The 23,788-nt window shown below is 33.7% G+C and carries 27 protein-coding genes; 3 read left to right on the top strand and 24 right to left on the bottom strand.

Annotation, left to right across the window (positions count from 1 at the left end):
* Nucleotides 1–146 precede the first annotated feature (146 nt).
* Complete coding sequence (locus tag ACFX4E_RS22485) at nucleotides 147–659, top strand: DUF2062 domain-containing protein (protein ID WP_028409973.1); 513 nt, start codon at nucleotides 147–149, stop codon at nucleotides 657–659.
* Between the two features lie 166 nt (nucleotides 660–825).
* On the opposite strand, the gene ACFX4E_RS22480 is transcribed toward ACFX4E_RS22485, so the two are convergent.
* The 22 genes from ACFX4E_RS22480 to ACFX4E_RS22375 form a co-directional block, all read right to left on the bottom strand.
* A complete protein-coding gene (locus tag ACFX4E_RS22480; protein WP_098578980.1) occupies nucleotides 826–2,295 on the bottom strand; it encodes a hypothetical protein in 1,470 nt (489 codons plus the stop codon).
* A 101-nt stretch (nucleotides 2,296–2,396) separates the two neighbouring features.
* The gene (locus ACFX4E_RS22475) at nucleotides 2,397–2,780 is read right to left on the bottom strand and encodes a YkvA family protein (protein ID WP_098248887.1); all 384 of its coding nucleotides are present in this window, start codon (nucleotides 2,778–2,780) and stop codon (nucleotides 2,397–2,399) included.
* Between the two features lie 104 nt (nucleotides 2,781–2,884).
* Entirely contained in the window at nucleotides 2,885–3,322 is a 438-nt protein-coding gene (locus ACFX4E_RS22470; RefSeq protein WP_098248888.1) for an NUDIX hydrolase, read from the bottom strand.
* A gap of 283 nt (nucleotides 3,323–3,605) precedes the next feature.
* On the bottom strand, nucleotides 3,606–4,070 hold the full coding sequence (gene rpiB, locus ACFX4E_RS22465) for a ribose 5-phosphate isomerase B (protein WP_377238481.1): 465 nt from the start codon (nucleotides 4,068–4,070) through the stop codon (nucleotides 3,606–3,608).
* A 75-nt stretch (nucleotides 4,071–4,145) separates the two neighbouring features.
* Complete coding sequence (locus tag ACFX4E_RS22460; RefSeq protein ID WP_107917869.1) at nucleotides 4,146–4,280, bottom strand: GapA-binding peptide SR1P; 135 nt, start codon at nucleotides 4,278–4,280, stop codon at nucleotides 4,146–4,148.
* Between the two features lie 114 nt (nucleotides 4,281–4,394).
* On the bottom strand, nucleotides 4,395–5,351 hold the full coding sequence (gene pfkA, locus ACFX4E_RS22455) for a 6-phosphofructokinase (RefSeq protein WP_377238480.1): 957 nt from the start codon (nucleotides 5,349–5,351) through the stop codon (nucleotides 4,395–4,397).
* Between the two features lie 100 nt (nucleotides 5,352–5,451).
* On the bottom strand, nucleotides 5,452–6,783 hold the full coding sequence (locus ACFX4E_RS22450; protein WP_098248889.1) for an MFS transporter: 1,332 nt from the start codon (nucleotides 6,781–6,783) through the stop codon (nucleotides 5,452–5,454).
* Nucleotides 6,784–7,487: 704 nt separating this feature from the next.
* Nucleotides 7,488–8,198: a FadR/GntR family transcriptional regulator gene (locus ACFX4E_RS22445; protein WP_028409967.1), complete on the bottom strand. Its 711-nt coding sequence runs from the start codon at nucleotides 8,196–8,198 to the stop codon at nucleotides 7,488–7,490.
* Nucleotides 8,199–8,406: 208 nt separating this feature from the next.
* On the bottom strand, nucleotides 8,407–9,165 hold the full coding sequence (locus ACFX4E_RS22440) for an SDR family NAD(P)-dependent oxidoreductase (RefSeq protein WP_098790777.1): 759 nt from the start codon (nucleotides 9,163–9,165) through the stop codon (nucleotides 8,407–8,409).
* 49 nt (nucleotides 9,166–9,214) lie between these two features.
* The gene (locus ACFX4E_RS22435) at nucleotides 9,215–10,162 is read right to left on the bottom strand and encodes a transketolase family protein (RefSeq protein ID WP_028409965.1); all 948 of its coding nucleotides are present in this window, start codon (nucleotides 10,160–10,162) and stop codon (nucleotides 9,215–9,217) included.
* Nucleotides 10,162–11,013, bottom strand: coding sequence for a transketolase (locus ACFX4E_RS22430; protein ID WP_303750122.1), 852 nt, complete (start codon nucleotides 11,011–11,013; stop codon nucleotides 10,162–10,164). Before ACFX4E_RS22430 ends, ACFX4E_RS22435 begins: the two co-directional genes overlap by 1 nt.
* Nucleotides 11,014–11,312: 299 nt before the next feature.
* Nucleotides 11,313–12,659 (bottom strand): MFS transporter, encoded by a 1,347-nt coding sequence (locus ACFX4E_RS22425; RefSeq protein WP_098248890.1) that lies wholly within the window; start codon nucleotides 12,657–12,659, stop codon nucleotides 11,313–11,315.
* Between the two features lie 16 nt (nucleotides 12,660–12,675).
* The gene (locus tag ACFX4E_RS22420) at nucleotides 12,676–13,260 is read right to left on the bottom strand and encodes a TetR/AcrR family transcriptional regulator (protein WP_028409962.1); all 585 of its coding nucleotides are present in this window, start codon (nucleotides 13,258–13,260) and stop codon (nucleotides 12,676–12,678) included.
* A 92-nt stretch (nucleotides 13,261–13,352) separates the two neighbouring features.
* Nucleotides 13,353–15,866, bottom strand: coding sequence for a PEP/pyruvate-binding domain-containing protein (locus ACFX4E_RS22415; RefSeq protein WP_377238477.1), 2,514 nt, complete (start codon nucleotides 15,864–15,866; stop codon nucleotides 13,353–13,355).
* 794 nt (nucleotides 15,867–16,660) lie between these two features.
* Nucleotides 16,661–17,332 (bottom strand): HAD family hydrolase, encoded by a 672-nt coding sequence (locus tag ACFX4E_RS22410; protein ID WP_377238476.1) that lies wholly within the window; start codon nucleotides 17,330–17,332, stop codon nucleotides 16,661–16,663.
* Nucleotides 17,333–17,449: 117 nt separating this feature from the next.
* Nucleotides 17,450–17,686: a hypothetical protein gene (locus ACFX4E_RS22405; RefSeq protein WP_377238475.1), complete on the bottom strand. Its 237-nt coding sequence runs from the start codon at nucleotides 17,684–17,686 to the stop codon at nucleotides 17,450–17,452.
* Between the two features lie 38 nt (nucleotides 17,687–17,724).
* A complete protein-coding gene (locus ACFX4E_RS22400; RefSeq protein WP_098248894.1) occupies nucleotides 17,725–17,940 on the bottom strand; it encodes a DUF6366 family protein in 216 nt (71 codons plus the stop codon).
* A 692-nt stretch (nucleotides 17,941–18,632) separates the two neighbouring features.
* Complete coding sequence (locus ACFX4E_RS22395) at nucleotides 18,633–19,157, bottom strand: hypothetical protein (RefSeq protein WP_279620729.1); 525 nt, start codon at nucleotides 19,155–19,157, stop codon at nucleotides 18,633–18,635.
* A gap of 385 nt (nucleotides 19,158–19,542) precedes the next feature.
* Entirely contained in the window at nucleotides 19,543–19,731 is a 189-nt protein-coding gene (locus ACFX4E_RS22390) for a hypothetical protein (protein ID WP_336092255.1), read from the bottom strand.
* 53 nt (nucleotides 19,732–19,784) lie between these two features.
* Nucleotides 19,785–19,979, bottom strand: a complete 195-nt coding sequence (locus ACFX4E_RS22385; protein ID WP_025601776.1) for a DUF6980 family protein — start codon at nucleotides 19,977–19,979, stop codon at nucleotides 19,785–19,787.
* A 28-nt stretch (nucleotides 19,980–20,007) separates the two neighbouring features.
* Nucleotides 20,008–20,367: a hypothetical protein gene (locus ACFX4E_RS22380; protein ID WP_098790787.1), complete on the bottom strand. Its 360-nt coding sequence runs from the start codon at nucleotides 20,365–20,367 to the stop codon at nucleotides 20,008–20,010.
* Nucleotides 20,368–20,416: 49 nt separating this feature from the next.
* Nucleotides 20,417–20,881, bottom strand: coding sequence for a hypothetical protein (locus tag ACFX4E_RS22375; protein WP_337133363.1), 465 nt, complete (start codon nucleotides 20,879–20,881; stop codon nucleotides 20,417–20,419).
* 232 nt (nucleotides 20,882–21,113) lie between these two features.
* Here ACFX4E_RS22375 and ACFX4E_RS22370 point away from each other — a divergent pair, with 232 nt between their 5' ends.
* Nucleotides 21,114–21,308, top strand: a complete 195-nt coding sequence (locus ACFX4E_RS22370; RefSeq protein ID WP_025749210.1) for a hypothetical protein — start codon at nucleotides 21,114–21,116, stop codon at nucleotides 21,306–21,308.
* Between the two features lie 81 nt (nucleotides 21,309–21,389).
* Here the strand turns inward: ACFX4E_RS22370 and ACFX4E_RS22365 are convergent, their stop codons facing one another.
* Entirely contained in the window at nucleotides 21,390–22,058 is a 669-nt protein-coding gene (locus ACFX4E_RS22365; RefSeq protein WP_377238473.1) for a type 1 glutamine amidotransferase domain-containing protein, read from the bottom strand.
* Nucleotides 22,059–22,389: 331 nt separating this feature from the next.
* Here ACFX4E_RS22365 and ACFX4E_RS22360 point away from each other — a divergent pair, with 331 nt between their 5' ends.
* On the top strand, nucleotides 22,390–22,971 hold the full coding sequence (locus tag ACFX4E_RS22360) for a DUF2087 domain-containing protein (RefSeq protein ID WP_028409948.1): 582 nt from the start codon (nucleotides 22,390–22,392) through the stop codon (nucleotides 22,969–22,971).
* Between the two features lie 278 nt (nucleotides 22,972–23,249).
* Here the strand turns inward: ACFX4E_RS22360 and paiA are convergent, their stop codons facing one another.
* On the bottom strand, nucleotides 23,250–23,774 hold the full coding sequence (paiA, locus tag ACFX4E_RS22355) for a spermidine/spermine N(1)-acetyltransferase (RefSeq protein WP_060747567.1): 525 nt from the start codon (nucleotides 23,772–23,774) through the stop codon (nucleotides 23,250–23,252).
* Nucleotides 23,775–23,788: the final 14 nt, after the last annotated feature.

The raw sequence follows: 23,788 nt of genomic DNA, 5'->3' as shown, positions 1-23,788 counted from the left end.
ATAATGGTTAAATCTGTTGTTCTTTAACCTCATTTATCTTTTTACTTATATAACGCCAAATCTTGAATACAATAAAACACCTTTCTATAATGGTATACACCAAAAGGAAAGATAGGATGCCAGCGTGAAAAGATAGGAGGAATAATGTGGGCAAATTAGTATTTTTGAAGCGCCGATTTAAATACTTACTTCTTAAACTATTAAGATTAAAAGATCATTCACATAAAGTTGCGCTAGGTTTTAGTCTAGGTTCTGTTGTGAACTTTGTTCCTACCTTTGGATTGGGCCTTATAATATCCGTAGGTTTAGCTAAATTATGTAAAGGAAACAGCATAGCGGGCCTTATTGGTGGAATGTTTTTTATGTGGGCCTTTCCGTTGATGTTTTACTTAAATACAGTAGTGGGAGGATATATATTTCCAATCGACCTTAATCAAACTTTGCTTCAGAATGCAGATGAAGATTTGGATAATCGACTAGAACTAGGAGCGAAAGTAGGAAAGAATTTTTTAACAGGAATGGTTCTTAATAGCTTCTTATTTGGAAGTATACTTTATATTGTTAGTTACTATATTATAAATCAGTACAGAGGCTTCCTCTTACACTACATCTATAAGAAATGGACAGTAAAAAAACACACTAAAAAAACGGATAATTAGCTCAATTTCAACATTTATCTTTAATTGTAAAGCGATATAGCTGAACATTTTTTAAAAAGGCATAGAGATAAATTAGCCTATAATTGATACCTATGGTTATCAATTATAGGCTATACGATCTTTATTTCTGTTTTAAGATGAATATGGAGGAAATAAAGGACTGCTCTCATTCCTTTGTTGAAGATAATACAGTTTGTTTCACCCATTTTTTTCGATTTCTTTGGTCAATTATCCATTGATATAAACTTTGTATACCTAGTATCAGAGAAATTATGACACCGCTAGCTGCCAAGATTAATGCAAAATATTCTACAGGATTGTACGCAAGTATATTTCTCCATTTGATTCTTCCGATAAAATCATTTACTACAAGCCCCATTCCAAGCATTTGACCTACTACGGAATAAAGAGTCAAAATCAGCAATAGCAGGCTGTCTTTTTTCGCATTAACGTTTTCCTGGTATCTAAATAAACTCTCTAGAGATTGTTTAGCTTCCTTATATAACAACTCAATATTGAAATTTTTCCTAAGAAGATAAAAAATATCACGGCTCCGGGACTGAGATACTATTTCAAGCGAAAAATAATTGGCGGTAAACGAATTAATGGAATAAATTAATTTTTCCATTTCTTTTACGTCTTTTTCAATATTTAGCTCTGTATAGGTATTAGCTAATTTTAATAAAACGATCTTGTGAAACAGATTTAATACAAGCCCGTAGTAAAATTCTCCATAAAACTGATTAGCTAAATCAGGAGTTGTACGTTCATCTTGAATCGTTATACAAGTAAAAATATGTTCTTCTATCAGAAAATAAGTGCTAGGAGCCCAGCGCTGATAAGCATGTTTTTGTAAATAATCTTGAATGTAAGGAAGGTTATTAGCATGAACATATGGCTTCCCCTCTACAGTTAAGCCGCAGAGACTTCCCATTCGATAAACATCAACTACATCGATTTTTTCATTTTTCTCTAATGCCACTAAAGATTGGACATACATTCTTTCATCTTCAAAAAAAGAAAAGGTTTCAAAATAAGAATTTTCCTTTGAATCACCTTCAAAAAAGCGGGAGAGCCCCTCAAAGAGGTTGTTAAATACAAATTCCCCTGCTCCCTTGTATATCTTGCCATCGCATTCAATTTTTGTACTGCTATCTTTTTGTGTTCGTGGTTCTAATACGCGAAAGCGATCTGCGAATTCTAAAGAATGAGACAACGGCACAGAAGTAAAGGGTTTCAACTCAGTTCGAATGGTTAAAAACCCAAGTTCATAAGGACATGTAGTTAAATCCACAGAGTGTATTTGAAAAGGAATGCATTCTGTATCTGTAATTAACTTACCTCTTATATTTAAAGGTTTTGAATATCTATGAAGGCCTTTTTCTTTTTCTGAGTGTGGAAAGAGTATCTTATTAGTGAAAGACAAATAATACGCCTCCATATCACGATGTGAGACTTTAAAATCGCCGTAATATGCACATTCGTCTTCTAGTTGATTTAACTGAAATAGCTTAAATCCGCTCTTATTTAAAAAAAGGGAGATACTAGATTCAGTTCCTTGCTTTAAGGAAAAAGGGAAAACAAATTGAAAGAGAGCTCTGTCTATCTTTTTTTCTTGGATATCAATTTGCTGCATTTGTTCTAATGTACTCCTTTCAATTATATATATCATTTACCATTTTGCATCATAACAATCGATAGTAAACCTACTATAATTTTTTCTTGATAAGAGTTCATTCAATTTAATAATTTAAAAACAGTAAAACAGCTCCACATAAAAATAAGTAGCCATACTACGATAATAATTGAACCCGCAACCCAATTTTTAGGTCGTTCATTTTGAATGAGCTCTTCTGCTTTTATTGTGCAGTCCTCTATAACACTTGTAGGTAGCATTTTCAAAGCAAGCATAATTCCTAAAGGAACAATGATTATATCGTCAATATAGCCTAAAACCGGTATAAAATCAGGAATTAAATCGATTGGACTGAAGGCATATGCAACAACACAAGCAGTAAATAATTTGATATACCAAGATACTCGTTCATCTTTATAAGCTAAGTATAAGATGAATAGCTGTTTTTTTAACTTTTTCGCCCACAGCTTTAATTGATTAAGCATGTTTCCTATTCTCCTTTGCTATATATCTGGACGGTTTGATGTAATATAAAATTACTTTTATTCTCATTGATACCTACATATTTCTCTTATTAATAAATTTATAACTATAAAAATAACTGATTAATGCAATCATCTTGATTTACAGCTAGTTTGGGAATAGCTTGAATAGGAGCCCAATAGTATGAAAAGATTAATCCTGCATCTTCCCCTTTAGAATTAACCTTATATTCCCACCGTTCTGCAGGTTCTTCTTTAATTTCCAAATGAAAAACATGTCGTTCATGATACTGGCTTTTACCTTCATGATGGTAAACATATGTTTTCAATTTTGTTACCGATAAAAACTCCATTAATCCAGATTCTTCTTTAATCTCCCTATATAAAGCTTCTTCAATTGTTTCTCCCTCTTCTACAGTACCTGCCGGAACTTGAACTCCTGCTTCTGGATAATCTTTGTGTTTGTAAACTAATAACTCTGTATGATGACCATTAAACCTAGTTATGTAAGCCATAACTTTTGTTATCATCGTTTTACCCTGCATCTTTGCTTCCTCCTATATATAGATACTAACCATACAGATTTCTTCATCAGCAAACAAACTTCTTTAACTCCCAATAATAAATCAGGGATATTTTATTACATCTATTTTAATTGTAAATAATTAGTCTCAGTGTTGTCATAATAAGCTGCTTTTACGGAAGGTTAACTGGTATGGGAATTGGAATGGTTAGTTTTGCTATTCTGATAGGATCTATAATCATCATATCAGGAAGTGAAATAATAGGAAAAGGCAAGAATCAAATTGATTCTTGCCTTTTTTGTCTTTATTTTCTTTCAAGAGAAGGTTCTGATACATTTTCGTATTCTGTAATTTTACAGATGCGATTTTCATGACGGCCTCCAACAAATGGGGTTGTTAACCAAGTCTCCGCAATTTCGCGGGCTAAACCTGGTCCAATTACTCGTTCCCCCATGGCTAAAATGTTCGTATCGTTGTGTTCACGCGTCATTTTAGCTGAAAAAACATCATGAACGAGTGCGCAACGAATTCCTTTTACTTTGTTAGCGGCAATACTCATGCCAATTCCCGTACCGCAGATTAAAATTCCAAAATTCGCTTCTCCATTTGCTACTCGTTGGGAAACTGGAATCGCATAGTCCGGATAATCGACTGAACTGCTGCATTCACAGCCTAGATCTTCATATATTATGGACATTTCATCTAATAGATTTATAATCTCTTTACGAATGTTTATCCCACCATGATCTGAAGCAATTATGACTTTCATAAGATTACTCTCCTTGTTCAGCTATAGTCTTAATTAAAATTCTAATGATTTTTGGGGTCTCTTTTTACCGCTACGTTATTTCCTGGAACAATCCTCAGAACACTTCCCGTACCATGTTTTAACCCCTTCAGAGTTGTCTACATTCTCAATAACTTTCCCACATACTTGACAAACGATAGTTCCCTGTTTTACATTAACCTGCTTATTCATGTTTATTTCCTCCTTTTTATTAGAAAAATTCGTTTGTATTCAAATACATTTCTTTAGAGACAAACTCGTTTTATCTCTACTTTGATAAAACATTGGATGTTAGAAAAGATATTCTTAAGCCAGAATGGTATCCAGTAAGCTGTATTTATCATCATTACTAGATAACTTCGAATGAACTTTTTCAATATCTACATTAATTAAGTCATTTTCTTTGATTCCTACAGCCCTACCAGAATATCCTTTGAATAATAATTCTACTGCTGTGATTCCCATTTTACTTGCTAATATGCGATCAAATGCGGACGGCTGTCCTCCTCTTTGAATGAAACCCAATATACTTGTCCTTACGCTAATATCTAATCGATCCTCCACATATTTTTGCAGGTCTTGAATATCGTACATTTTTTCAGTAATCAGGATTAAGTTATCTTTTTTACCATTTTTAATTTTCTCATTAAGCTTGAAGCAGATCTCTTCAAAGCCCAATTTTCTCTCTGGGGTTGAAATAATTTCTCCAGCTCCTGCTAAAGCAGAGTATAGGGCCAAATCTCCGCAATATCTTCCCGTAACTTCTACAATGGTAGTCTTTTCATGAGATAAATCTGTATCCTTAATTTTACCGAGGCATTCTAATATCGTATTTAATGTAGTATCAAATCCAATTGAATAATCTGTATAAGATAAATCATTATCAATCGTTGCGGGAATAGCAATGACATTTGCACTTAATTCATGTAATTTTTGAGCGCCTTTAAAAGATCCTTCACCGCCGATTACCACTAAATGATTAATTCCATAATCTTTTAATATACTTAAAGCTTTCATTCTGCCCGACTCTTTCATAAATTCTGCGCAGCGGGAGGTTTTTAAAAATGTCCCTCCTTTATCCGCAACATAATCTACATCTGTAGAGGTTAATCTATGAAGTTTACCTTCTATTAAACCTTGGTAACCACTCTCGATTCCCATTACCTCTATGTTATGATAGTCAGCTGTTTTTACTACTGCTCTAATAGCAGCATTCATTCCTGGAGCGTCTCCGCCACTTGTTAAAACTCCTAGCTTTATCATTGCTAAACACCTTCTCATTAATTTAGAAAGGTGACCGACACATATTAAAGACCTTTTTGTCGGTCACTCTCAGTAGTACAATTTTTCTTTCAAACAAGAATTAACTAGTTTTTTCTAATCGATCGACTGTGTTTTTTTTAATAGCTCTTCCTGATTGTTTTAATAAAAAAGCTACGATAAAGGAAGCTACAAACATGCTAATACCTAGAAATGTCATACTAGCATTAAAAGATCCGGTCATATCTTTAATATATCCCACGATGTACGGTCCGAAGAAACCGCCTAGATTCCCAATACTATTAATAAGGGCAATGGCACCTGCAGCAGCAGCTTCCGTTAAGAAAGACGGTGGAATTGCCCAAAACGGAGAATATGCTCCGAACGCTCCGCAAAGGCTGATCGTTAAGAATACAAATGATAAAACAATGTTCATATTTGCAACGTAGCTACTAATAATCAATGCCACGCCACTTGTTACTAAGCAAGCAACGACGTGAAAGCGTCTTTCATTTTTCTTATCAGAGTGGTTACTAACCAACATCATGGTTACCATTGCACAAACATACATTAATCCTAAAATCCACCCCATAGCATGCGTACTAAGAGAAGTGGTTTTAGATAACCCTTCTGAAATTGTCGGTAAAAACATGACGATGCCATAGTAGCCAACCATCCAGAAAAAGTATCCTAAAGATAAGGTTAATACGTCACGGTCTTTTAAGGCCTGAGCGAATGTATAGTGTTTGGCTTCCTGCTTTTCTAACTTCTCTTTTGTTGTAACGTCGATTAACCATTTCTTCTCCTCGTTAGTCAACCATTTTACATCCTCCAGCTTATCGTCAAGATAGAAGAAGCATATCACACCTAAGATTAAAGCTGGAATCGCTTCCAAAATGAAAAGCCATTGCCATCCAGCCATGTTTAACCAGTCAATACCTAATAAATAAGTAGAAAGAGGAGATCCTATTGCATTAGCACCAGGGATTGCAATCATAAATCCAGCAATTGCTTTTGCATGATGTTTTGTTTGATAAAAACCACTTAGATAAAAGACCATACAAGGATAAAAGCTAGCTTCAGCAATTCCTAAAAGAAATCTTGCGGTATAAAACTGCCATGGTGTTTGGATAAAAGCCATTAAAATAGCAATTACTGCCCATGTAATCATGATTCTACTAATCCATCTTCTAGCTCCGACTTTCGTCATCATAGCACTTCCAGGTACTTCTAAAAGGAAATAGCCAAGGAAGAAAATTCCTGCCCCTAATCCAAAAACAGCATTAGAAAAACCTAAATCTTCATTCATTTGTAATGCAGCAAACCCAATATTTACTCGATCAAGTATCGATATGGTAAAACATAAAAATAGAAATGGAATGAGCCTTAACGTTACTTTTTTAGTAGTTGAACGTTCTAAGTTAATTGGATCCAAAATAATTCCTCCCTGGGTTACCATCCTTCTATTCTTCATACTCTTCGGTCTTTGACCTGAGTGTTTGCTCTAGGCTAATTGACAGAAAGAATTAAAAGTTTATATAAAAGATGATTGATCTATTTCTAAGTCTCAGTAAATCTAGTCCCTACTTCTGTAATCCCTTTCATATGGACATATAAAAAATGAAAGAGCGAAGTATCCCCCTGTATTATTTATCATTTAAAAAAGTAAGAACTATTAGAAAATATCATACACCAAAACCTTACTAGCGATATGAAAACACTATAAATCCACTTTCTACTTTCTATCCTAATAATCCAAAACATTTGTACTCCACAGTAACGGTAAAAAACGCTTACATTTTCGAACCCTTCTCTTAATCTCTCTAAAAAAATATCGAGCTGTAAAGACTAATGAATTTTAAGATTCACATTACCTCCGTTTTATAGATTTAGCTACTTGTATACTAAGTTACCTTATATAAACAGTGTACTTACATACCTATCAATTGTCAATATAATTATTATATTAAATATTTTCTGAACCTTATTAAAAATGAAAAGAAATACACAGTTTGTTTGGAAAGAAAACACTGAATCTTACTCATTTTATGCTATCTTTTCAACAGCAAAAAGACAGCTACACTTTAGCTGCCTTTTACCTCTATATTTGGTATTGTTCTAATAAAAAATTAGTTGGAATTAAGCTTTCCAATAACGATCATATAGATTTTGCATGTGAAAACTCATAATTCTCACAGCTTCTTCTTCGTTATGCTGTTCAATTGCATTAATAAGTAATTTATGCTCATTAAAATTAACTTCCCGGTAGTCAGGTCTAGTGACGGTTCGATCTCTTATAAACTTCCACATTTCCTGCTGTTTCATCGCATTGCTAATAGCTGCCATAATACTAATAAATAAATCATTATGAGAAGCCTTTGCTATACCATTATGTAGGGCTTCATCTGTTTCTGGTACGTACACCCCTGCGTTCGTTTCTTCCTCCATCTTATCAATAGTTGCACGCAGGTCCTTAATATCTTCTTCTGTAGCTCTCAAAGCTGCAAAACGTACAATAAGAGGCTCTATGTTCATTCTTGCTTCTACAATGTCTTCAGGGGAGGTAGAGTCCGTTAAAAGTGTTGATTGAGAATTTTCAGCTTCTGTTTGAAACTCTTTAACATATACACCTTCTCCTTGACGAGAATAGATAAAACCGTTCAATTCCAGGGCGCTAAGGGCTTGTCTAACAGGCACGCGGCTTACACCAAATTGTTCACACAGCTCCCTTTCAGCAGGGAGTTTATCTCCTACTTGAAACGCTCCAGATTGAATTTCAGAAAGAATTTGATTATAAATTTGAATATATAATTTATTATTAGAAACTGGATTAAAACTAATGGAAATCACTTCTCTCTATAATTATTAGCTCATTTTATTCATAATTAAGTAGACATAATTATTATATACTGTTCTATTTTTAGGGGCAACAAGCCTAGCATCTTCTAGCAAAAAAATCCTTATTTATGTAGTCAGTTTCTCATTTTACTAATGATTTTATCAATAAACAGCTATACAGGCATACCATCATGGCATGCCTGTATAACGAACCTGAATATTAATCCATATGTGAGCCACCGTTTATATCAATTTCTTCTCCTGTAATATAAGAAGCTTCTTCTGAAGCTAAAAAGGCAATTGTAGCCGCGATTTCTTTCACTTCACCTGGTCTACCCATAGGAATACTGTCAATCACAGACTTTGCATCTTCTTCAGGAAGTGACTTCCAAATTTCTGTATTAACGAGTCCAGGAGCTACACAGTTAACCGTAATGCCATCTAAGGCTACCTCGCGCGCTAAGTTCTTCGAAAAACCTAGTACTGCGGCCTTAGATGCCGAGTAGTGAGGTCCCCCAAACACTCCTCCACCTCTTTTAGCCGAAACAGAAGACAAGCTTATAATTCGACCATACTTTTGATCTTTCATTGTTTCTAATACTGCTTGTGTACATAGAAACAACCCAAACATATTGACGTTAAACACTTTTGTAATGTCTTCAAGCGTCATATCTTGAACGGTAACCTTTTGAGAAATACCTGCATTATTAATTAAAATATCAATTCTGCCGAATTCTTCAAGTGTTTTTCTAACCATCGCCTCGCAAGAATCTTTACTTGTTACATTTAACTCTATTCCTAAGGCTTTGCCACCAGCTTCTTTTATTTCGTTGACTGTATCCTGCACACCATCAAAATTAATATCTGCTATAACAACAGCCGCTCCTTGCTCTGCAAGTGTCAGGGCGATTGTACGTCCAATCCCTTTTTTGGAACCGCTACCAGTAATAATTGCTACTCTCTCTTTTAAATCAAACATGTTATATTTCCCCCATCTTGTTAGCTTTATCTATTTAATATAGTTAGTCTTACATCAGTTCTTTAGCTGTTTTGATAATATTTTCTACAGTAATTCCATTTAACTCTAATAGTTTTTCATAAGGCGCAGATTGTCCAAATTGATCCTGTACACCAATTCTTCGAACTGTACCTTTTCCTTCTTCCGCAACTACTTCACATACGGCACTGCCAAGGCCATTTAGAATATTGTGATCTTCAACCGTAATGATTTTTCCAATATTTAAGCAGTCAACCACTGCTTCTCGATCTAAAGGCTTAATCGTATGCATGTCTAGTAATTTCACAGATATGCCTTGTTTCTCTAATTCTTTCGTTGCTTCTAAAGCGAGTCGTACTGTATCGCCGTTGGCAATAATAGCGATGTCGCTTCCATCTTTAATTTTTTTCGCTTTTCCGATTGTAAACTCTTCATTTTCATCGTAAATCATTGGAACCGTATCACGAGTAAAACGAAGATATACAGGTCCGTACACTTTAGCAGCTTGTTCTACTAGCTTTCTAGTAGAATAATAGTCAGCTCCCATAATGACGGTCATATTTGGAACCGATCTTAATACACCCATATCTTCTATAGCTTGATGACTTCCGCCATCATTAGCTGGCGTTAAACCGCCGTGTGAACAAGCAATCTTTACATTTAAGTTAGGGTAGCAGACTTCTTGTCTAATTTGTTCAAGCATTCTTAACGAACCAAAAACCGCGTAAGTGCTTACAAAAGGAATTTTACCAGTCGTAGCAAGTCCAGCCGCTAACCCGGCTGCATTTTGCTCTGCAATTCCTACATTAATATGCTGGTCGGGTAATTGTTTGATAAAGTTTACTGTTTTACACGACTTTGCAATATCGACATCAATGACATAAATATTTTTATTTTCTTTCCCTAATTTTACGATTTCATCTCCAAAGGCTTCTCTCGTAGCTTTTTTTACTGTAAGATCTTTTTCTAGTATGCTCATTATCTTAACCCTCCTGCTACTTCTTCCATTGCTTGATGATATTGTTCTTCATTTGGAGCAACTCCGTGCCAATCAGCCACATCCTCCATGAACGAAACTCCTTTACCTTTTACCGTGTCACAGATGATACATTTTGGTCTTCCATTCTTCGCTACTTTTACTTCATCCAATGTTGCTACAATCTCTTCCATGGAGTGTCCATTAATTCGCTTTGTTTCAAAACCAAATGCATCAAATTTTTTCTCTAAATCTTGCAATGGCATAATTTCATCACAAAATCCATCGATTTGAAGTCTGTTATTATCTACAAATACAACTAAATTATCTAATTGGTACTTAACTGCTGTTTGAGCAGCTTCCCAAATTTGTCCTTCTTGACATTCTCCGTCTCCTACTAAAGAAAAAACTCTATAGTCTTTAAAATCTCGTTTACCTGCGATTGCCATACCTACGCCACACGAAAGTCCTTGTCCTAGTGAGCCTGTTGAAATATCAATACCTTTGCACTTTTTCATATCTGGATGCCCTTGAAACGGAGAACCGTATTCTCTTAACGTGTATATCGTTTCATAAGGAACGAATCCTCGTAAAGCTAAAGCGGAATACTGAATGGGACAAACGTGACCTTTAGAAAGGACGAATCTATCGCGATCTTCCCAGTTAGGGTTGTGCGGATCAACATTCATTTCTTTAAAGTAAAGCGCTGCCATAATATCAGCCGCAGAAAGTGAACCTCCTGGATGGCCAGATTGTGCTCCATAAATCATTGTAAGAGCTGTTTTTCTTAATTGAATGGCTTTTTCTTTTAATTCTTCAATACTAATTTCTTTCATTTTAGTCACCTCATTAATTTATGACTTGCTGTTTTCTAAATAATATATCTATTAACATATAATTTAGTATACTTAGGTAACTTGTATACTAAGTAGCTTTGTGACTTAAGTGTACATCTGAAATGCGAGTTCGTCAACAACAAGATTGAATTATTAGAATTTTTTTTATTTAAAGCAAGTCATTTTGTAAATTCGTATGTTGTTTTCTCTAAAGTTTTTAAGTAAAAAAAAGTACTGCTCCTATTTTAGAAGCAGTACTTTTTTTATTGATTGATTAGTAAATTGTGTATATAAACAAAAGCTTTATCAAAAAACAACTATGCTTTTGCACTAGAATTATTGCTGCTTATTACATCTTGGCTACTAGATTTAATGCTTCTAGCTACTAGTATGCCTACTATCCCCGATATCCCTAAAATAATGAAGATGTAGTTATAGCTTGTAACGAGCGCAATAAGCGTGGACGAAATAATACTTCCAAAATAGCGAAATGTCGAGTAAATGCCAGAAGCTGTACCAGACTGTTCTTTGCTTACGGAGTCCAGCGAGGCAACCTGCATGCTTGTTAAACCTATTCCGGTCGAAAAACCTCCAATAATTAAAGCTACGATAAGAAAAAGAATAGATCCAATGTTCTCTAAAGATAGAAAAAGGATATTAGAGACAATAATCATAGCAAAAGAAAACCCAATCACTTTTTTAGAACTAAATTTATTGTTTAATAATCCACCTATCCAGCCGCTTAAAGACATTGAAATCGAAAAAACTGATAAAACAAGCCCTGTTTGCGCTGTAGATAGATGAAATTGAGACTTCATTAACAGAGGCATAATTAATAAAATCACATACATAACAAAGTTGCTAAGCATAATAGATAAATTAGCGCTTGTAAAGGTGGAATGTTTAAATAAAGAAAAATCGATAATCGGGTTTTCTGCCGTATTTTCTCTTTTGATAAACAAGATTGTAGATAAAATAAATATTATTCCCATTATTAAAGCCTTGGTAAATTCCATACCGTGTGTCAACAAGATCAATAAAGAAATGCTAATTGCTAAATAAATAGAACCTTGAATATCTAAAGTACTTGTTTGCTTTTTAACATTAAATTTAGGAATCATAACTATTCCGCTGATTAAAGCTAAGAAAAGAAAAGGAACGTTGACCCAGAATATAGCTTCCAAATTGAAGTTTTCAAGCAGGACAGACCCTAATAAAGGTCCAATTGCAGCACCCAAACCCATCCCCATTCCAAATATACCTAGAACTTTAGGAAGCCGTTCTTTTGGCACCACATATCTAATGATTGCTATAGTGTTTGGAGTAAGTAAAGCTCCTCCTACTGCCTGCAGTGATCGAAAGGTAATAAGGGAAATGAGATTAGTTGAAAATATACAGCCTAAAGATGCTATCAGAAAGAACACCACGCCCCATAAATAGATATTTCTGTTTCCATATAGATCTCCTAGCTTTCCAGCGATAGGCTGAGTGACAGCCATTACAATTAAATAAATAGTTACTACCCAAGAAATACTTGCAAGTGGTTCATTAAAATGAGCCGATATGGTTGATAGAGCAACGGCAATCATTGTCGAATTTATTGGTACAAGAAATGTCCCAATTAGTAATGAAATAATCAAGATAAGCTCTTTATGTTTACCCAAACATTATTGCCTCCTTTTAGTGGAGAGAAATTCCTTTTATAAACGTGTTTATGCTGTTTTTTATCATATCTTGATAATCTGCATGTAAGGCTTTGTCTCCAAAATTTAGTTTATACATAAAATATCCCCAATACGTACTTAGGAAAATCTCCGCTTGTGTACAGCAATCTAATTCTTTGATATATCCTTTCCTTTGCATTTCTTCAAAGTATTCTTTTAGTATTTCTTTCGTATCATTAATTTTTTTCAAAATTTCTTCGTGCGCTTGTGAGAAAATTAAAGGATCTTTTAAAGCAATTGAAATCATGTCTCGGTTATTATCAAAGTCTTTTAGTAACAGGTAACCGAAATTCGTCAAATCTTTTTCAAGCTCCCATTCAATTGATTTATCAAAAATTTCAAGCGAAAAGCTTGTTGTTTTGACAATAGCTTGAATAATGCCTTCTTTATTGCCAAAGTGGCGAAAAACAGTTAATTCATTAACGCCAGCTTGTTCTGCAATTTCTCTAGTGGTAGTACCTTTGTAGCCTTTTTCTTTAAGCAGTTCTATTGTAGCTTTTGTTATCTTCTTTTTTGTTTCATCTTTTTTCATGTTAATCATCCTTTATGCTTCCTGAATGTAAGTATTTACTTTCCATTAGGCAGTATATAAAGGAAAAAGTGCTGTTGTCAAATGGAAGCGAAGAGAACTATTTATTCATTTAAAAGCGTGACAATTCCATTCGTACCATCCACCATAACTATATCGCCATCTTTTAGCTTATTTGTACTTATTTTCGTACCAACCACTGCAGGAATTTCATATTCACGTGCAATTATTGCCGAATGAGAAAGAATGCCTCCAGCGTCAGTAATAACAGCCCCCGCAGTCTGAAATAAAGTAGTCCAAAGTGGAGTAGTGGTTTTACATACTAAAACATCACCTTTTTCCAGCTTATAAAATTCCTTCGTATTTGAAATGACTTTTACTTTTCCGGTATAGGTTCCTGAAGAAGAGGCTAATCCTTTAATAGAATGTTCGCTGTTATCGTCATTTTCTTCAATAGCTCCCATATATTTCTCAGCTTCTTTTAGGTGAGCTGGCTCAGGGACGCCGAAGTATTTAGGCAAATTAGGCATTTGTTCATGTTCTGCGTGTTCTTTTTTACGTTTCTCAACTAATTCTGTCACGTCTACCGGATTTTCTAAAAGAGACTTTACTTCATCAAGATATAAGAAGAAAATATCTTCTTTCATTAGAAAAACATGATGATGTACTAATAAATCACCTAGCTTGATTAGGAATAAACGAGCTTTTGCATCCAACATTGCATCGATATAAAAATGGTGGTCATCTCTTATAACAGATGCATCTAATGCCCACTGATAATATTTTTTAAACTCTTCTTTGTTTGTGCTATCCGCTATCTGTTCCAGAAATTCATTATAGTTCTGTTCACGTTTTTTGACCGTCTGTTTGAAATTCTCATCAAAGTTGTAACCGTCATTAACATACCCTTGAATAATCAATAACGCGTGAAGAGGATTCTCTAGCCAAGTTTCCCCTACAAAATCGTGACTTACGACGCTTCGATATCCATACTGTTTTAGAAAAGTATCTACTTCAGCCATAAAGCTTTTTGCTGCTTTATTTTCCTCTAATTTCTTTAATAAAGTTTCTGTACATTCTTCTTCAAAGATCTTAGTAAGCTCCGCATCGCCTTTAACTGTTAAAGCAAGTCTAGAAAGCTGCTGATCCGTTTCCAACGATTTATTCATTTCCCCGGTCAATAGCTCATAAACATCATGTCCGGATTTTTTATTTGTAAGGTTTTTATAGTATTCTTCAACCTTAGTATTTAAAGACATTTGAGGCATAACAATGTCAAAATGCAAGTCATATGCCGTTTTATAAAAATCAGTCAAACTTTGAAGAATCTCTTTTCCTCTCTGAAGATTGAGATTTCCCTCAGTAAAGCTATCTAACTTGTTATAGTAAGGCAGGAATTGTTCTTTAATCATTTGATTCATTCGTTTTGTTAGGATTGGATAAATACTTTCCATCAATTCTTTATTTGCTTGGAATCTTTTATTAGAATCTCCTTTATAAGGCTCCGTTTTTGTATAGATATGACCTTTATAAAGTTTTAAATGAAGTCTATCAAACATAAACTGTAACTTTTTAAAACTAGCAGCTGTTCCTTCCGAAAATGCCGGAATAATAAATGAAGCGTACAAAGGACTAACAGCATGAGAAAAACTTGTGTCATTTAAAATCCAAAACTCTTCCATATTCTCGAAACTTAAAGATATATCTTTTTGGAAAGGAGTTAATTCTTTTGATTCTGTTAATGTGGTAATCGCTCTTGCCTGTAATAGATATACTTGATTGTCTTGAATACCAAACTCTATGTCTACGGGATGTTGGTAAAGAGCTTCTACTTCTTTTGTTATTTCGCCCAATTCAATGATTTTCTCGTCTGTTAAACAAAACCTTTGCTGTTCATCTTCCGTTGTTTCGATTTCTTCAACGCCTTCAGCAAGTGGAATTATTTTCACTTCCTTTAGCCCTTTCTCTTTCTCTATCTCAAAGGTTTGTTTATTAACCAGGTAAACATCAGGTGTTACTATGCCCGATACGATTGCTTCTCCTAGTCCATAGCTGGCATTAATCATCATTTCTTTTGTATTATGAGTAACAGGATTTTGGCTGAATATGACTCCCGATACTTCGGACTCAATTAATCCTTGAACAACAACTGCCATTGAAATTTCATCAAAATCAGCATACATATTTTGAGTATATTGTTCGACTCTTTCAGTAAAAAATGAGGCCCAGCACGCTTTTACTTTACTTAAAAAATCCTCAGGGCTTTTCACATTAAGATAGGTTTCATACTGGCCAGCAAACGATGCACCTTCTAAATCTTCAGCACTGGATGATGATCGAACAGCTACTGATGTATAAGAGCTTTTTAGATTTCTAAATGCCTCTATGAGATCCGATTCAATTTCAATAGGAATTTCCCCTTGCAAAATTCTCTCGTGGATATTATCCGTTTGACGATTAATCCCATTCCATTCGATATATCGCTTTAAAGCTTCTGTTTGAATAACAAACCCATCTGGAATCGGTAAATTTTCTTTTTTCATTTTTATAAGGTTTAAAGCTTTTGCTCCAACTTTTTCGTTCGCCTCATCCACCTTTTGAAAACTTAAACTATACATTAAAAATATTCATCCTCCTACAAACTAGTTTTAAAATGTAAGTAACTACTTACTTTATATTTATTTTAATTCTTTTAAATTTTTATGGTCAATAAAAAGTGGTAAAACATTTAAAAAATGCATATTTAGTTGTGCTTTATTTTAATTTCACTTAAATAATATTCCTCTTTTTTATTACATTTTTTAACTTTTATTAGTCTTTTTTATTATAAAGTCTAAATAGTTAACCAATTAAACGGTTAATAAAAGAAATGCAAAAAACCCCACCTAAATTAAGGTGGAGGTTTCCTTTTTTATAGTTGGGTTAACCATTATCTTTGAGTGCTTACAAGCTTCCACTGGCTGAGTGTCAATTTTATCTTATATCCTCTAATATATAACTGAGCGCTATCAGATTTACGAATCATATGCGAAGTCATAATCAAAAATCTCCTTTCTCATAGAATTATTTTTAATATAAAACTATTTTGGAAATCTTAACCTAAGCATAGCTCAGGATTGTAAACCATTTATTAATGACAAGAAAAGATTATGTAAACATTTTAAATTGCAGAGGAACCGCTCATTGTTTATGTTTCAACTTCAGTAGATGGAGGTCTATATATGTGTGAGTTCATTGACGGAGCAGAAACTGCAGTGAAGATTCAAAATCAAGTGGCTTCCAATACTGTAAGGTAAATTAAACGGATAGGCCTTTAAAGGCCTATCCGTTTACATAGCATATAAAAAATTTATTTTCTTAATAGAATTGAGACATTAACCATCTATAATGGTTATGTACGAAGATCCGTCTATTAGATTGACAAGCTACTATTTATGTTAGATACAATGCTTTTTAACTCCTTCAAATCATCTATTACCACATCAGCCTGCGCAAGCTCAGCTTCTTGAGCAAAATCAAAATTACACCCCACTGCCATTAAACCATTATCCTTTGCAGCATTGATATCAGATAGGCGGTCTCCTACTACTGCAGCATGTTTGATATCATATTTCTTTATAATTGTTTTGACTAGCTCTCCTTTATCGAGGGTTTGGATTTGTTGAATACTAAATGTCTCTGTCACCCAATTATTCAAATCGTAATGGTCTACAATTGCTTCTAAATATTCTTTTAAACCGTTACTTGCTATGTAAATGAAACAGTTATTTTCTTTTAAATAGCTAAAGACCTCTCTTACATTGGGGTATAAAGCACCTTTCCCTTTTCTTATATTCTCCAATAAGCTTTTTAAAAAATAGTCATCCGTATACTTTCTTATTTCATCTGATTGATTAGGTAATAAAGCTTCCCATACTTTTGGTAAAGGTACACCCATAATCTCACGATACTTATCAATAGGAGTGCCAGTATCCCATTGATTGAGTGCACGTAAATGGTTAAAGGTATCGTCAAGCGATAATTCTAAAATTTTATCTGTTTGAAACAGCGTTCCATCCATATCAAAAATCAGTGATTGCAACATTAAGTATCTCCCTCTTTCAACAGTACTGAATACGTATCTATATATAATACCATAAAAAGGAAAAATAGCAGTTATTAAAAATCATAATGAATATTTTCAGCACAAAAAAGCACCTAATCATTTATAGGTGCTCTTTTTAACTTTACATCCTTTTTTTGAAATAATAAATGCAACGGTCGCTGCTATAGTAGCACTTAAAAATGGGTAACTAAAAGAAAAAATACTGACCGTTGAGCTACTCAAATGCCGTGAAGTCTCAGGTACATATGTAAGTGTAAGAAATAGCCCAGAAACAATTTGAAAAGCAAACAGTAACACTATAAAACTACCAATAAAGACTGCATAATTTTTCAAAATGACTCCTCCAGTACTCTTAATTTATAAACCTCATATTATTTTAAAAATAGGGACACAGCGATAAAGCCTATAATCAGTACAGTAATAAGTATACCTAGCCCCTTCCATCCTAAGCTGCCTGCTAAACCAGATAGGTTTCCAGCTTCATTTCTGTTAAATGCATCGTTCATATTCCCTGTGGGGTTTATCTTGACCTCTTCGTGTTTTAATCTCTCTCTTCTTCTTTCAGGTGTTTCTTTATCTTCGCTCATCGTCACACCACCATTTTTGAAATATTATAACATATTATGGTTAAAATATAAATTAATGGGTTTTTGTCAGATCCCTTTTCTTACACTAACTGTACACATTTCTTTTTTTAATAAGTATGAAACACCGCTTTGTAATGAAGAAGTATACAACGCTAGTTAATATAATCACTATTACAAACACCTGCATCAAAGAGATCCTCTTTATGTAAGGGGATCTCTTTAATAACCTTATACTAGATACACATTCTTCAAGTTTTTTTTGTACGCTTATTTATGTAAAACACCTTCTTTTGTGATTACTTTTTCATAAATTAGTGGTTTAGTTCCTGCTTCTGGCAAAAGATAAATAAAGACAGTAAACATAAGTTGAAAGATTGAAACTACAGCCAAAAATAGAAAAAGACGTTCCCTGTCCTTAAACCATATTACTAAACATAAAACTAGAGATATTAATGACAAAAATAAAAAAAGAAAAAAGCTATATGAATAAGAAACACCATAATGATAAGAAATATCTAAAAAGAAAAATACTATATAGAGAAGTATAAAAGCTGACGGTACTACTTTAGTAAACGTACTCAATAGGAAAAAACCCTTTCTGTTTATTTGTTTTAGATTTATAGCTCAAACATACTCAATTTACATAAATGAGTACATATTAAAAGCTGCAGCAAAAATGAGTATTACTCATCTTAATTATTTATTTTTTGAACCAAAATGCCTCCAACTTTGTCCTTGTCATCTAAAGAAAACTCAATATTGAGTTTATGATTTTTATCAAAATACCCTATTATTGTTGCTCCGGTATCTTCTCTTTCGTAATAATTTTCTCCATACGCCCTAATAACATCTTTTTTGCTGTCACCAGTATGTATTCCCTTTTCGCTACCATACTTGCTGCTAATCAAGTCATACCTGCTGACTTTATTATCTACTATTTTAAATTCAACATCATACTTTTCTGTACTTTTTCCGTAAACGTAGGTAGTGTACGGAGGCTGCTCAGTAACCTCTATAAATTTTGGTTTCTTCCTCAAATAACTTGCTACGTCATATTTAGAACTTCCTACTGATACTGACTTAACGTTTTCTAATTCAAGATTGGTGGTTTTGGTACTTGAATAGTATTTTTCCTTAGGTGTAGAAGATGGATCGCAGCTTGCTAATAATAATAAAATGAGTGGAAAAACAAACAAAAAATAGCTCTTAATGCGCACTGTTAGACTCCTTTATATAATTTGTGTTTACTCTGACTCTCAGAATTTTCTAATCTATTAACTATTTTTCTTTTGCATATACAAGTCGATCGAATAGAAAACACTAGCTGCAAAGTAATACATGGCGAGTATAGCTAACGTCTCATAGACAGATTCCGCAGCGCTATTTTTCACAAAAGAAAAAACAGTACGCACTACAAAGAAAACGATAGGATAGACTATAAATAAAGAATTAAATTTACGATTCATAACAACATAATGTTCCTTTATTTGGATATTTATGATTATTATAACATATAATTTTCTTTCTTATTTCTTTACTACATATTCTTTAGGTTTTTCATTTACATAATTATTAAAGGTACAACATCAAAAGAAATTCTTATTAGTAGGTCTTCTTTTGATTATCCGTTGTTTTCGATTTCTTATCTAAGATGAATTTTAAATGGCTACTAAAGATGAATAAACCGCAGATGACCATCAACCAGCGCGTAACCCCTTGATGTATAGGACCAAAAAGGTTTAATAAAACGATTCCTAATCCTGATAACATAGCTAGATAACGAAAAATCAAGCCCCTTCCCCCATTCCAGAAATGAAGAGGATCTCCTCCCCTTCATACTTAATTCATAGCTTGGCACCACACCATGGGCAAAATGAAATTCCAATGATGGATGAACCACCATCATGGATAATTAAACCGTATTCCTTATTGGTTTTATCAAATAAGATAAGATTATCTGGACAATCAAACGGATCACTGTGAATATCACACGTAAAGTTCGCATGATAATTCATATAATCGCAGCAATGCTTTTTCATTCGTTTTCTCCTTACTGTATCGTCATTATTACTTTTCTCGGTAAGCTGAGCAGTGGTCATTTGAAATACGATAATTTTCCTTACCGGTCGGGGCTGCTACCTCAACTAATTTATGTCCTAGCCGGTCCCATACTGCTACTGTATGCAAAGATACCCATTTCAGATCTCCTCTAGCAAGACGAAAAGAATCATACCAGTTTTCAGTCGTTACTAATAGATTTCTATAAGTAAGTTCCTTTTTCCTTAAGTGTTTAATTTCCAGCACAAAATCTAACATATTTTCTTCCTTAGGTACTTGAATAATTCGCGCTATAAATGTTCTGTTAGGATTTTTTTTCGTTTTATAAACTTTTTCCCTTTCTATTTCTAGCTCTGGCCTTCCCCTCATATTCCTTCTCCCTGTGTATTAACAAATAATCTCAGTGCTAAGTAGAAATCTATAATTGGTTCAGTAATTCTTCTAACTTTTCTTCAATATCAGCCTCTAAATGATTTTTTGACAAATCATACAAAGTGCCTGTCCCTTTAAAATACCCACTAAAGTAATACCATAATTGGATGTAATGAACGTATGCATCTTCTTCATCTGTAAACCCATCAAAGTTTATTGCCACTTGGGAACGATATTCTTTTTCTAAACACTGCTCCGAACTTAGATTTGGTAGTTGGTCGCCATCAATATCCCGGCACACCCATATTTTTAAGTTCTGCTTATCCTCACGTGCAAATTTATTTCTATATTTGTGCTGAAGACTTTTGCAGTATGCCTCTCCTACTTCTTCCAACCTCACAATATCTCTTTTTAAAGTCTCACTTATTTCATTCTCAGGTACTAAAATGTATTTGTCATTTGTTTCCTGATCCTGTTTATCCATAAATAGCTTTTTCAATTTATCAAACAAGCTTTTCCCACCTATCTAAAAAAATCATATAAGCATGTTAAATTCGACTAAAGAAATCTTATTTCCTTCTCTGAGCTCTAGTCGTCATAACTAATATGATATCAGCTACTTCCTTACAAGTAGATTCTTTTACTGGAGTGCTGATTTTCTGACATACTTGTAATTCAATATTTTTTACAGCGAACACATGTGTTAAAGTGTAAAGTAGTGAAGCGAAAGGAGTAAAAACAACATGGCTCAACGAATCGTCAATATGTTTTTATCTGTCTTAGCTGCTTATGGAACGTTAATTTTAACCAAAAACATGAGCATTGCAGATAATATCTTTGTGACACAGATTGTTCGTCTGATCATTTGTGTTGTAGCTGTTATCATTGTGACAGGAATTACTACATACATTTTCAGAAATAAACCTTCTAATAAATAAAAGGGCTGCTATTTAGATAGCTGCCCTTTTTATTTTCCTTAATTCCTATTTTATTTCACCCTATTAAGGTCATACATACTTTTACGCGTTTAAAGCACGCACAAATTCTTTTGCGAGGCTGATAGTAGACTGTGGATTTTGTCCTGTTAAAAGCTTTCCGTCTACTTCAATATGATCGCTCCAATTATCTTTTGCAATAAACTCAGCGCCTAGCTCACGAAGCTTTGTTTCAAGAAGAAACGGCATGTATTTATCTAAGGTTGTATCTTTCTCTTCTGAATCAGTAAACGCTGTAATACGTTTACCCTTTACAATCGGCTCACCGTTTTTAAGCTTTCCGCCTGCAAGAGCTGCCGGTCCATGGCATACTGCTGCAATCAGCTTGTCGTCTTCAGCAAATTCTGTTAACAAACGGTGTAAGTGCGTATCGTCTGGAAAGTCAAACATTGTTCCGTGCCCTCCAGGTACAAACATGCCTGCAAAGTCTTGTGAACTTACTTCAGCTAATGATTTTGTATTCTCTAAAAGTTTTCCTGCTTCTTTGTCTTCGTCCGTCACATCATCTGTTAAGCTGTTAGGATCCACAGGTGATTTACCACCTTTTGGACTTGCTACAACTACTTCGTATCCTTCTTTCTTAAATTCTAAATATGCTTCAGAGAATTCTGTAAGCCAAATGCCAGCAAGCTCTCCGTTTTCCATTGTATGTCCATTTGTAACAACCATTAAAATTTTTGAATTTCCTGTCATGATTTACTCATTCCTTTTTCATTTATTATTTATAATTTACATACATGTACCTTTAATAATTCATTTATATCTTTGAATATGTTCCCCGGTATTATTTGATGAAAACATGGTAACTTTTTCTTAATAATAAAAAGAGCAGGTAAAAACAATGGTTAAATTATACGAAAAAATAGACGCTTTTTTTATAGTTTGAAGACTATACAGAGCAGATTTTTTATATGCAGTGTGAAAAGTGATCACTTTAAATATTTTCACTTTTTTGACATATACATCTAATTCGATTATTATCTAATTAGATGTATATCGAATTAGAGAAAGAAGGTAGTAAGCTATGCAATTAGATAAGTTGGTGAATTATCATAAAGCCGTTGGTGATCCTACCAGGATTAGAATTATTTCACTATTAAAAAAAGGACCTCTTCACGGGCAAGCCATTGCTTATAAGCTGGGGTTACAGCCTTCAACTATTACTCATCACATTTCAAAGCTAAGAGATGTAGGAATTATTTATCAAAGAAGACAAGGGAACATTATTTATTTTTATCTAGACCTTGAAAGACTCGAATATAACTCGAAGGCTATTTTGAGTATTGGAGAGGATTCGATGGAAAATCAAGAAAACCATTTACAGGATAAAGACAAATTATCGATTGTTAAAAACTTTATAAACAGTGATGGAACTTTAAAGATCATTCCAAGTCAAAGAAAGAAAAAGAACGTGATATTAGCTTATTTAATACGTGATTTACAGCATGGAAAAACGTATCAAGAAAAAGAACTGAATGAACATATAAAAAAATATCATGAAGATTATGCAACGATTCGCAGAGAGTTAATTATGCAGCATTTTATGTATAGGCAAAATGGAGAATACGAGTTAAATCCGAAAGAGATGTGGCCCATTATCTTTTAAAATGGACGTAAAAACGTTCATTTTTTAAGTTTTCTAATTCGATATATATCTAATTAGTCTATGTTATTTCAAATAGAATTAAAGTAAATTGGTAAGCATGTGATATTAATTTCATTCTCCTATGTGCTGGCACAGCAGCCATATTAGTTTGCTTACTGCTTACTCTAAAAGCATCTGCTTTGAAAAAAATCATAAAACCTCTGTATGCAATAAGGATTATCCTCTACCAGTTAAATTAGTCAATAATCCTTATCGTACTTTATTTATCTTTTAAAAAACTATAAAAGTGTTTTCACCATAATAAAGTCTATTTGTTCTTCGTCTCCCATGTAAAACGAGTGAGATCCGGTTTGAACAAATCCCTGTTTCTTATAAAAAGCAATCGCATTTTTATTTTTTTCCCATACGCCTAACCAAATTTTCTTTTTATTAAGTGTCGTTGCTATCTCTGCTGCTTTATTAAATAAATGTTTACCAAGCCCTTGTTTTTGAAAGCTGTTACCTATATAAATTCTTTCAATTTCAAGCGCTTCTTCCCCCATCTCTTCAGATTGAGCATCACCCGTATTAACCTTTAAATAACCTGCAATTTCATGATTAACATACATAAAAAAGAATTGCGAGGACGTATTTGATAGTTCTTTTTCTAGCTGTTCCACTGTAAATGCTTTTTCTAAATAAGCTTTCATGTTTTCAGGTGAATTTTGATCTTTAAATGTTTCATTAAATGTTTTGTAGCTAATATCTTGAAGGTGATTTACATCTTCAAGAGTACACTTTTTTATATCCATCATCACTGACATACGCCTCTCCTTTA

Source organism: Priestia sp. YIM B13491, from assembly GCF_042787605.1.
GTDB classification, from domain to species: Bacteria; Bacillota; Bacilli; order Bacillales; family Bacillaceae_H; genus Priestia; species Priestia megaterium_E.
The sequence above is the reverse complement of the archived record's forward strand: the minus strand, read 5'-3'. Positions and strand labels throughout refer to the sequence as shown.

What these genes read in the sequence shown, in the direction of transcription:
- ACFX4E_RS22480 (WP_098578980.1), bottom strand. Translation starts at nt 2,295, where the DNA reads ATGCAGCAAATTGATATCCAAGAAAAAAAGATAGACAGAGCTCTCTTT.
- ACFX4E_RS22475 (WP_098248887.1), bottom strand. Translation starts at nt 2,780, where the DNA reads ATGCTTAATCAATTAAAGCTGTGGGCGAAAAAGTTAAAAAAACAGCTA.
- ACFX4E_RS22470 (WP_098248888.1), bottom strand. Translation starts at nt 3,322, where the DNA reads ATGCAGGGTAAAACGATGATAACAAAAGTTATGGCTTACATAACTAGG.
- rpiB (WP_377238481.1), bottom strand. Translation starts at nt 4,070, where the DNA reads ATGAAAGTCATAATTGCTTCAGATCATGGTGGGATAAACATTCGTAAA.
- ACFX4E_RS22460 (WP_107917869.1), bottom strand. Translation starts at nt 4,280, where the DNA reads ATGAATAAGCAGGTTAATGTAAAACAGGGAACTATCGTTTGTCAAGTA.
- pfkA (WP_377238480.1), bottom strand. Translation starts at nt 5,351, where the DNA reads ATGATAAAGCTAGGAGTTTTAACAAGTGGCGGAGACGCTCCAGGAATG.
- ACFX4E_RS22440 (WP_098790777.1), bottom strand. Translation starts at nt 9,165, where the DNA reads ATGTTTGATTTAAAAGAGAGAGTAGCAATTATTACTGGTAGCGGTTCC.
- ACFX4E_RS22435 (WP_028409965.1), bottom strand. Translation starts at nt 10,162, where the DNA reads ATGAGCATACTAGAAAAAGATCTTACAGTAAAAAAAGCTACGAGAGAA.
- ACFX4E_RS22420 (WP_028409962.1), bottom strand. Translation starts at nt 13,260, where the DNA reads ATGATTAACATGAAAAAAGATGAAACAAAAAAGAAGATAACAAAAGCT.
- ACFX4E_RS22415 (WP_377238477.1), bottom strand. Translation starts at nt 15,866, where the DNA reads ATGTATAGTTTAAGTTTTCAAAAGGTGGATGAGGCGAACGAAAAAGTT.
- ACFX4E_RS22410 (WP_377238476.1), bottom strand. Translation starts at nt 17,332, where the DNA reads ATGTTGCAATCACTGATTTTTGATATGGATGGAACGCTGTTTCAAACA.
- ACFX4E_RS22400 (WP_098248894.1), bottom strand. Translation starts at nt 17,940, where the DNA reads ATGAGCGAAGATAAAGAAACACCTGAAAGAAGAAGAGAGAGATTAAAA.
- ACFX4E_RS22385 (WP_025601776.1), bottom strand. Translation starts at nt 19,979, where the DNA reads ATGAAAAAGCATTGCTGCGATTATATGAATTATCATGCGAACTTTACG.
- ACFX4E_RS22380 (WP_098790787.1), bottom strand. Translation starts at nt 20,367, where the DNA reads ATGAGGGGAAGGCCAGAGCTAGAAATAGAAAGGGAAAAAGTTTATAAA.
- ACFX4E_RS22370 (WP_025749210.1), top strand. Translation starts at nt 21,114, where the DNA reads ATGGCTCAACGAATCGTCAATATGTTTTTATCTGTCTTAGCTGCTTAT.
- ACFX4E_RS22365 (WP_377238473.1), bottom strand. Translation starts at nt 22,058, where the DNA reads ATGACAGGAAATTCAAAAATTTTAATGGTTGTTACAAATGGACATACA.
- ACFX4E_RS22360 (WP_028409948.1), top strand. Translation starts at nt 22,390, where the DNA reads ATGCAATTAGATAAGTTGGTGAATTATCATAAAGCCGTTGGTGATCCT.
- paiA (WP_060747567.1), bottom strand. Translation starts at nt 23,774, where the DNA reads ATGTCAGTGATGATGGATATAAAAAAGTGTACTCTTGAAGATGTAAAT.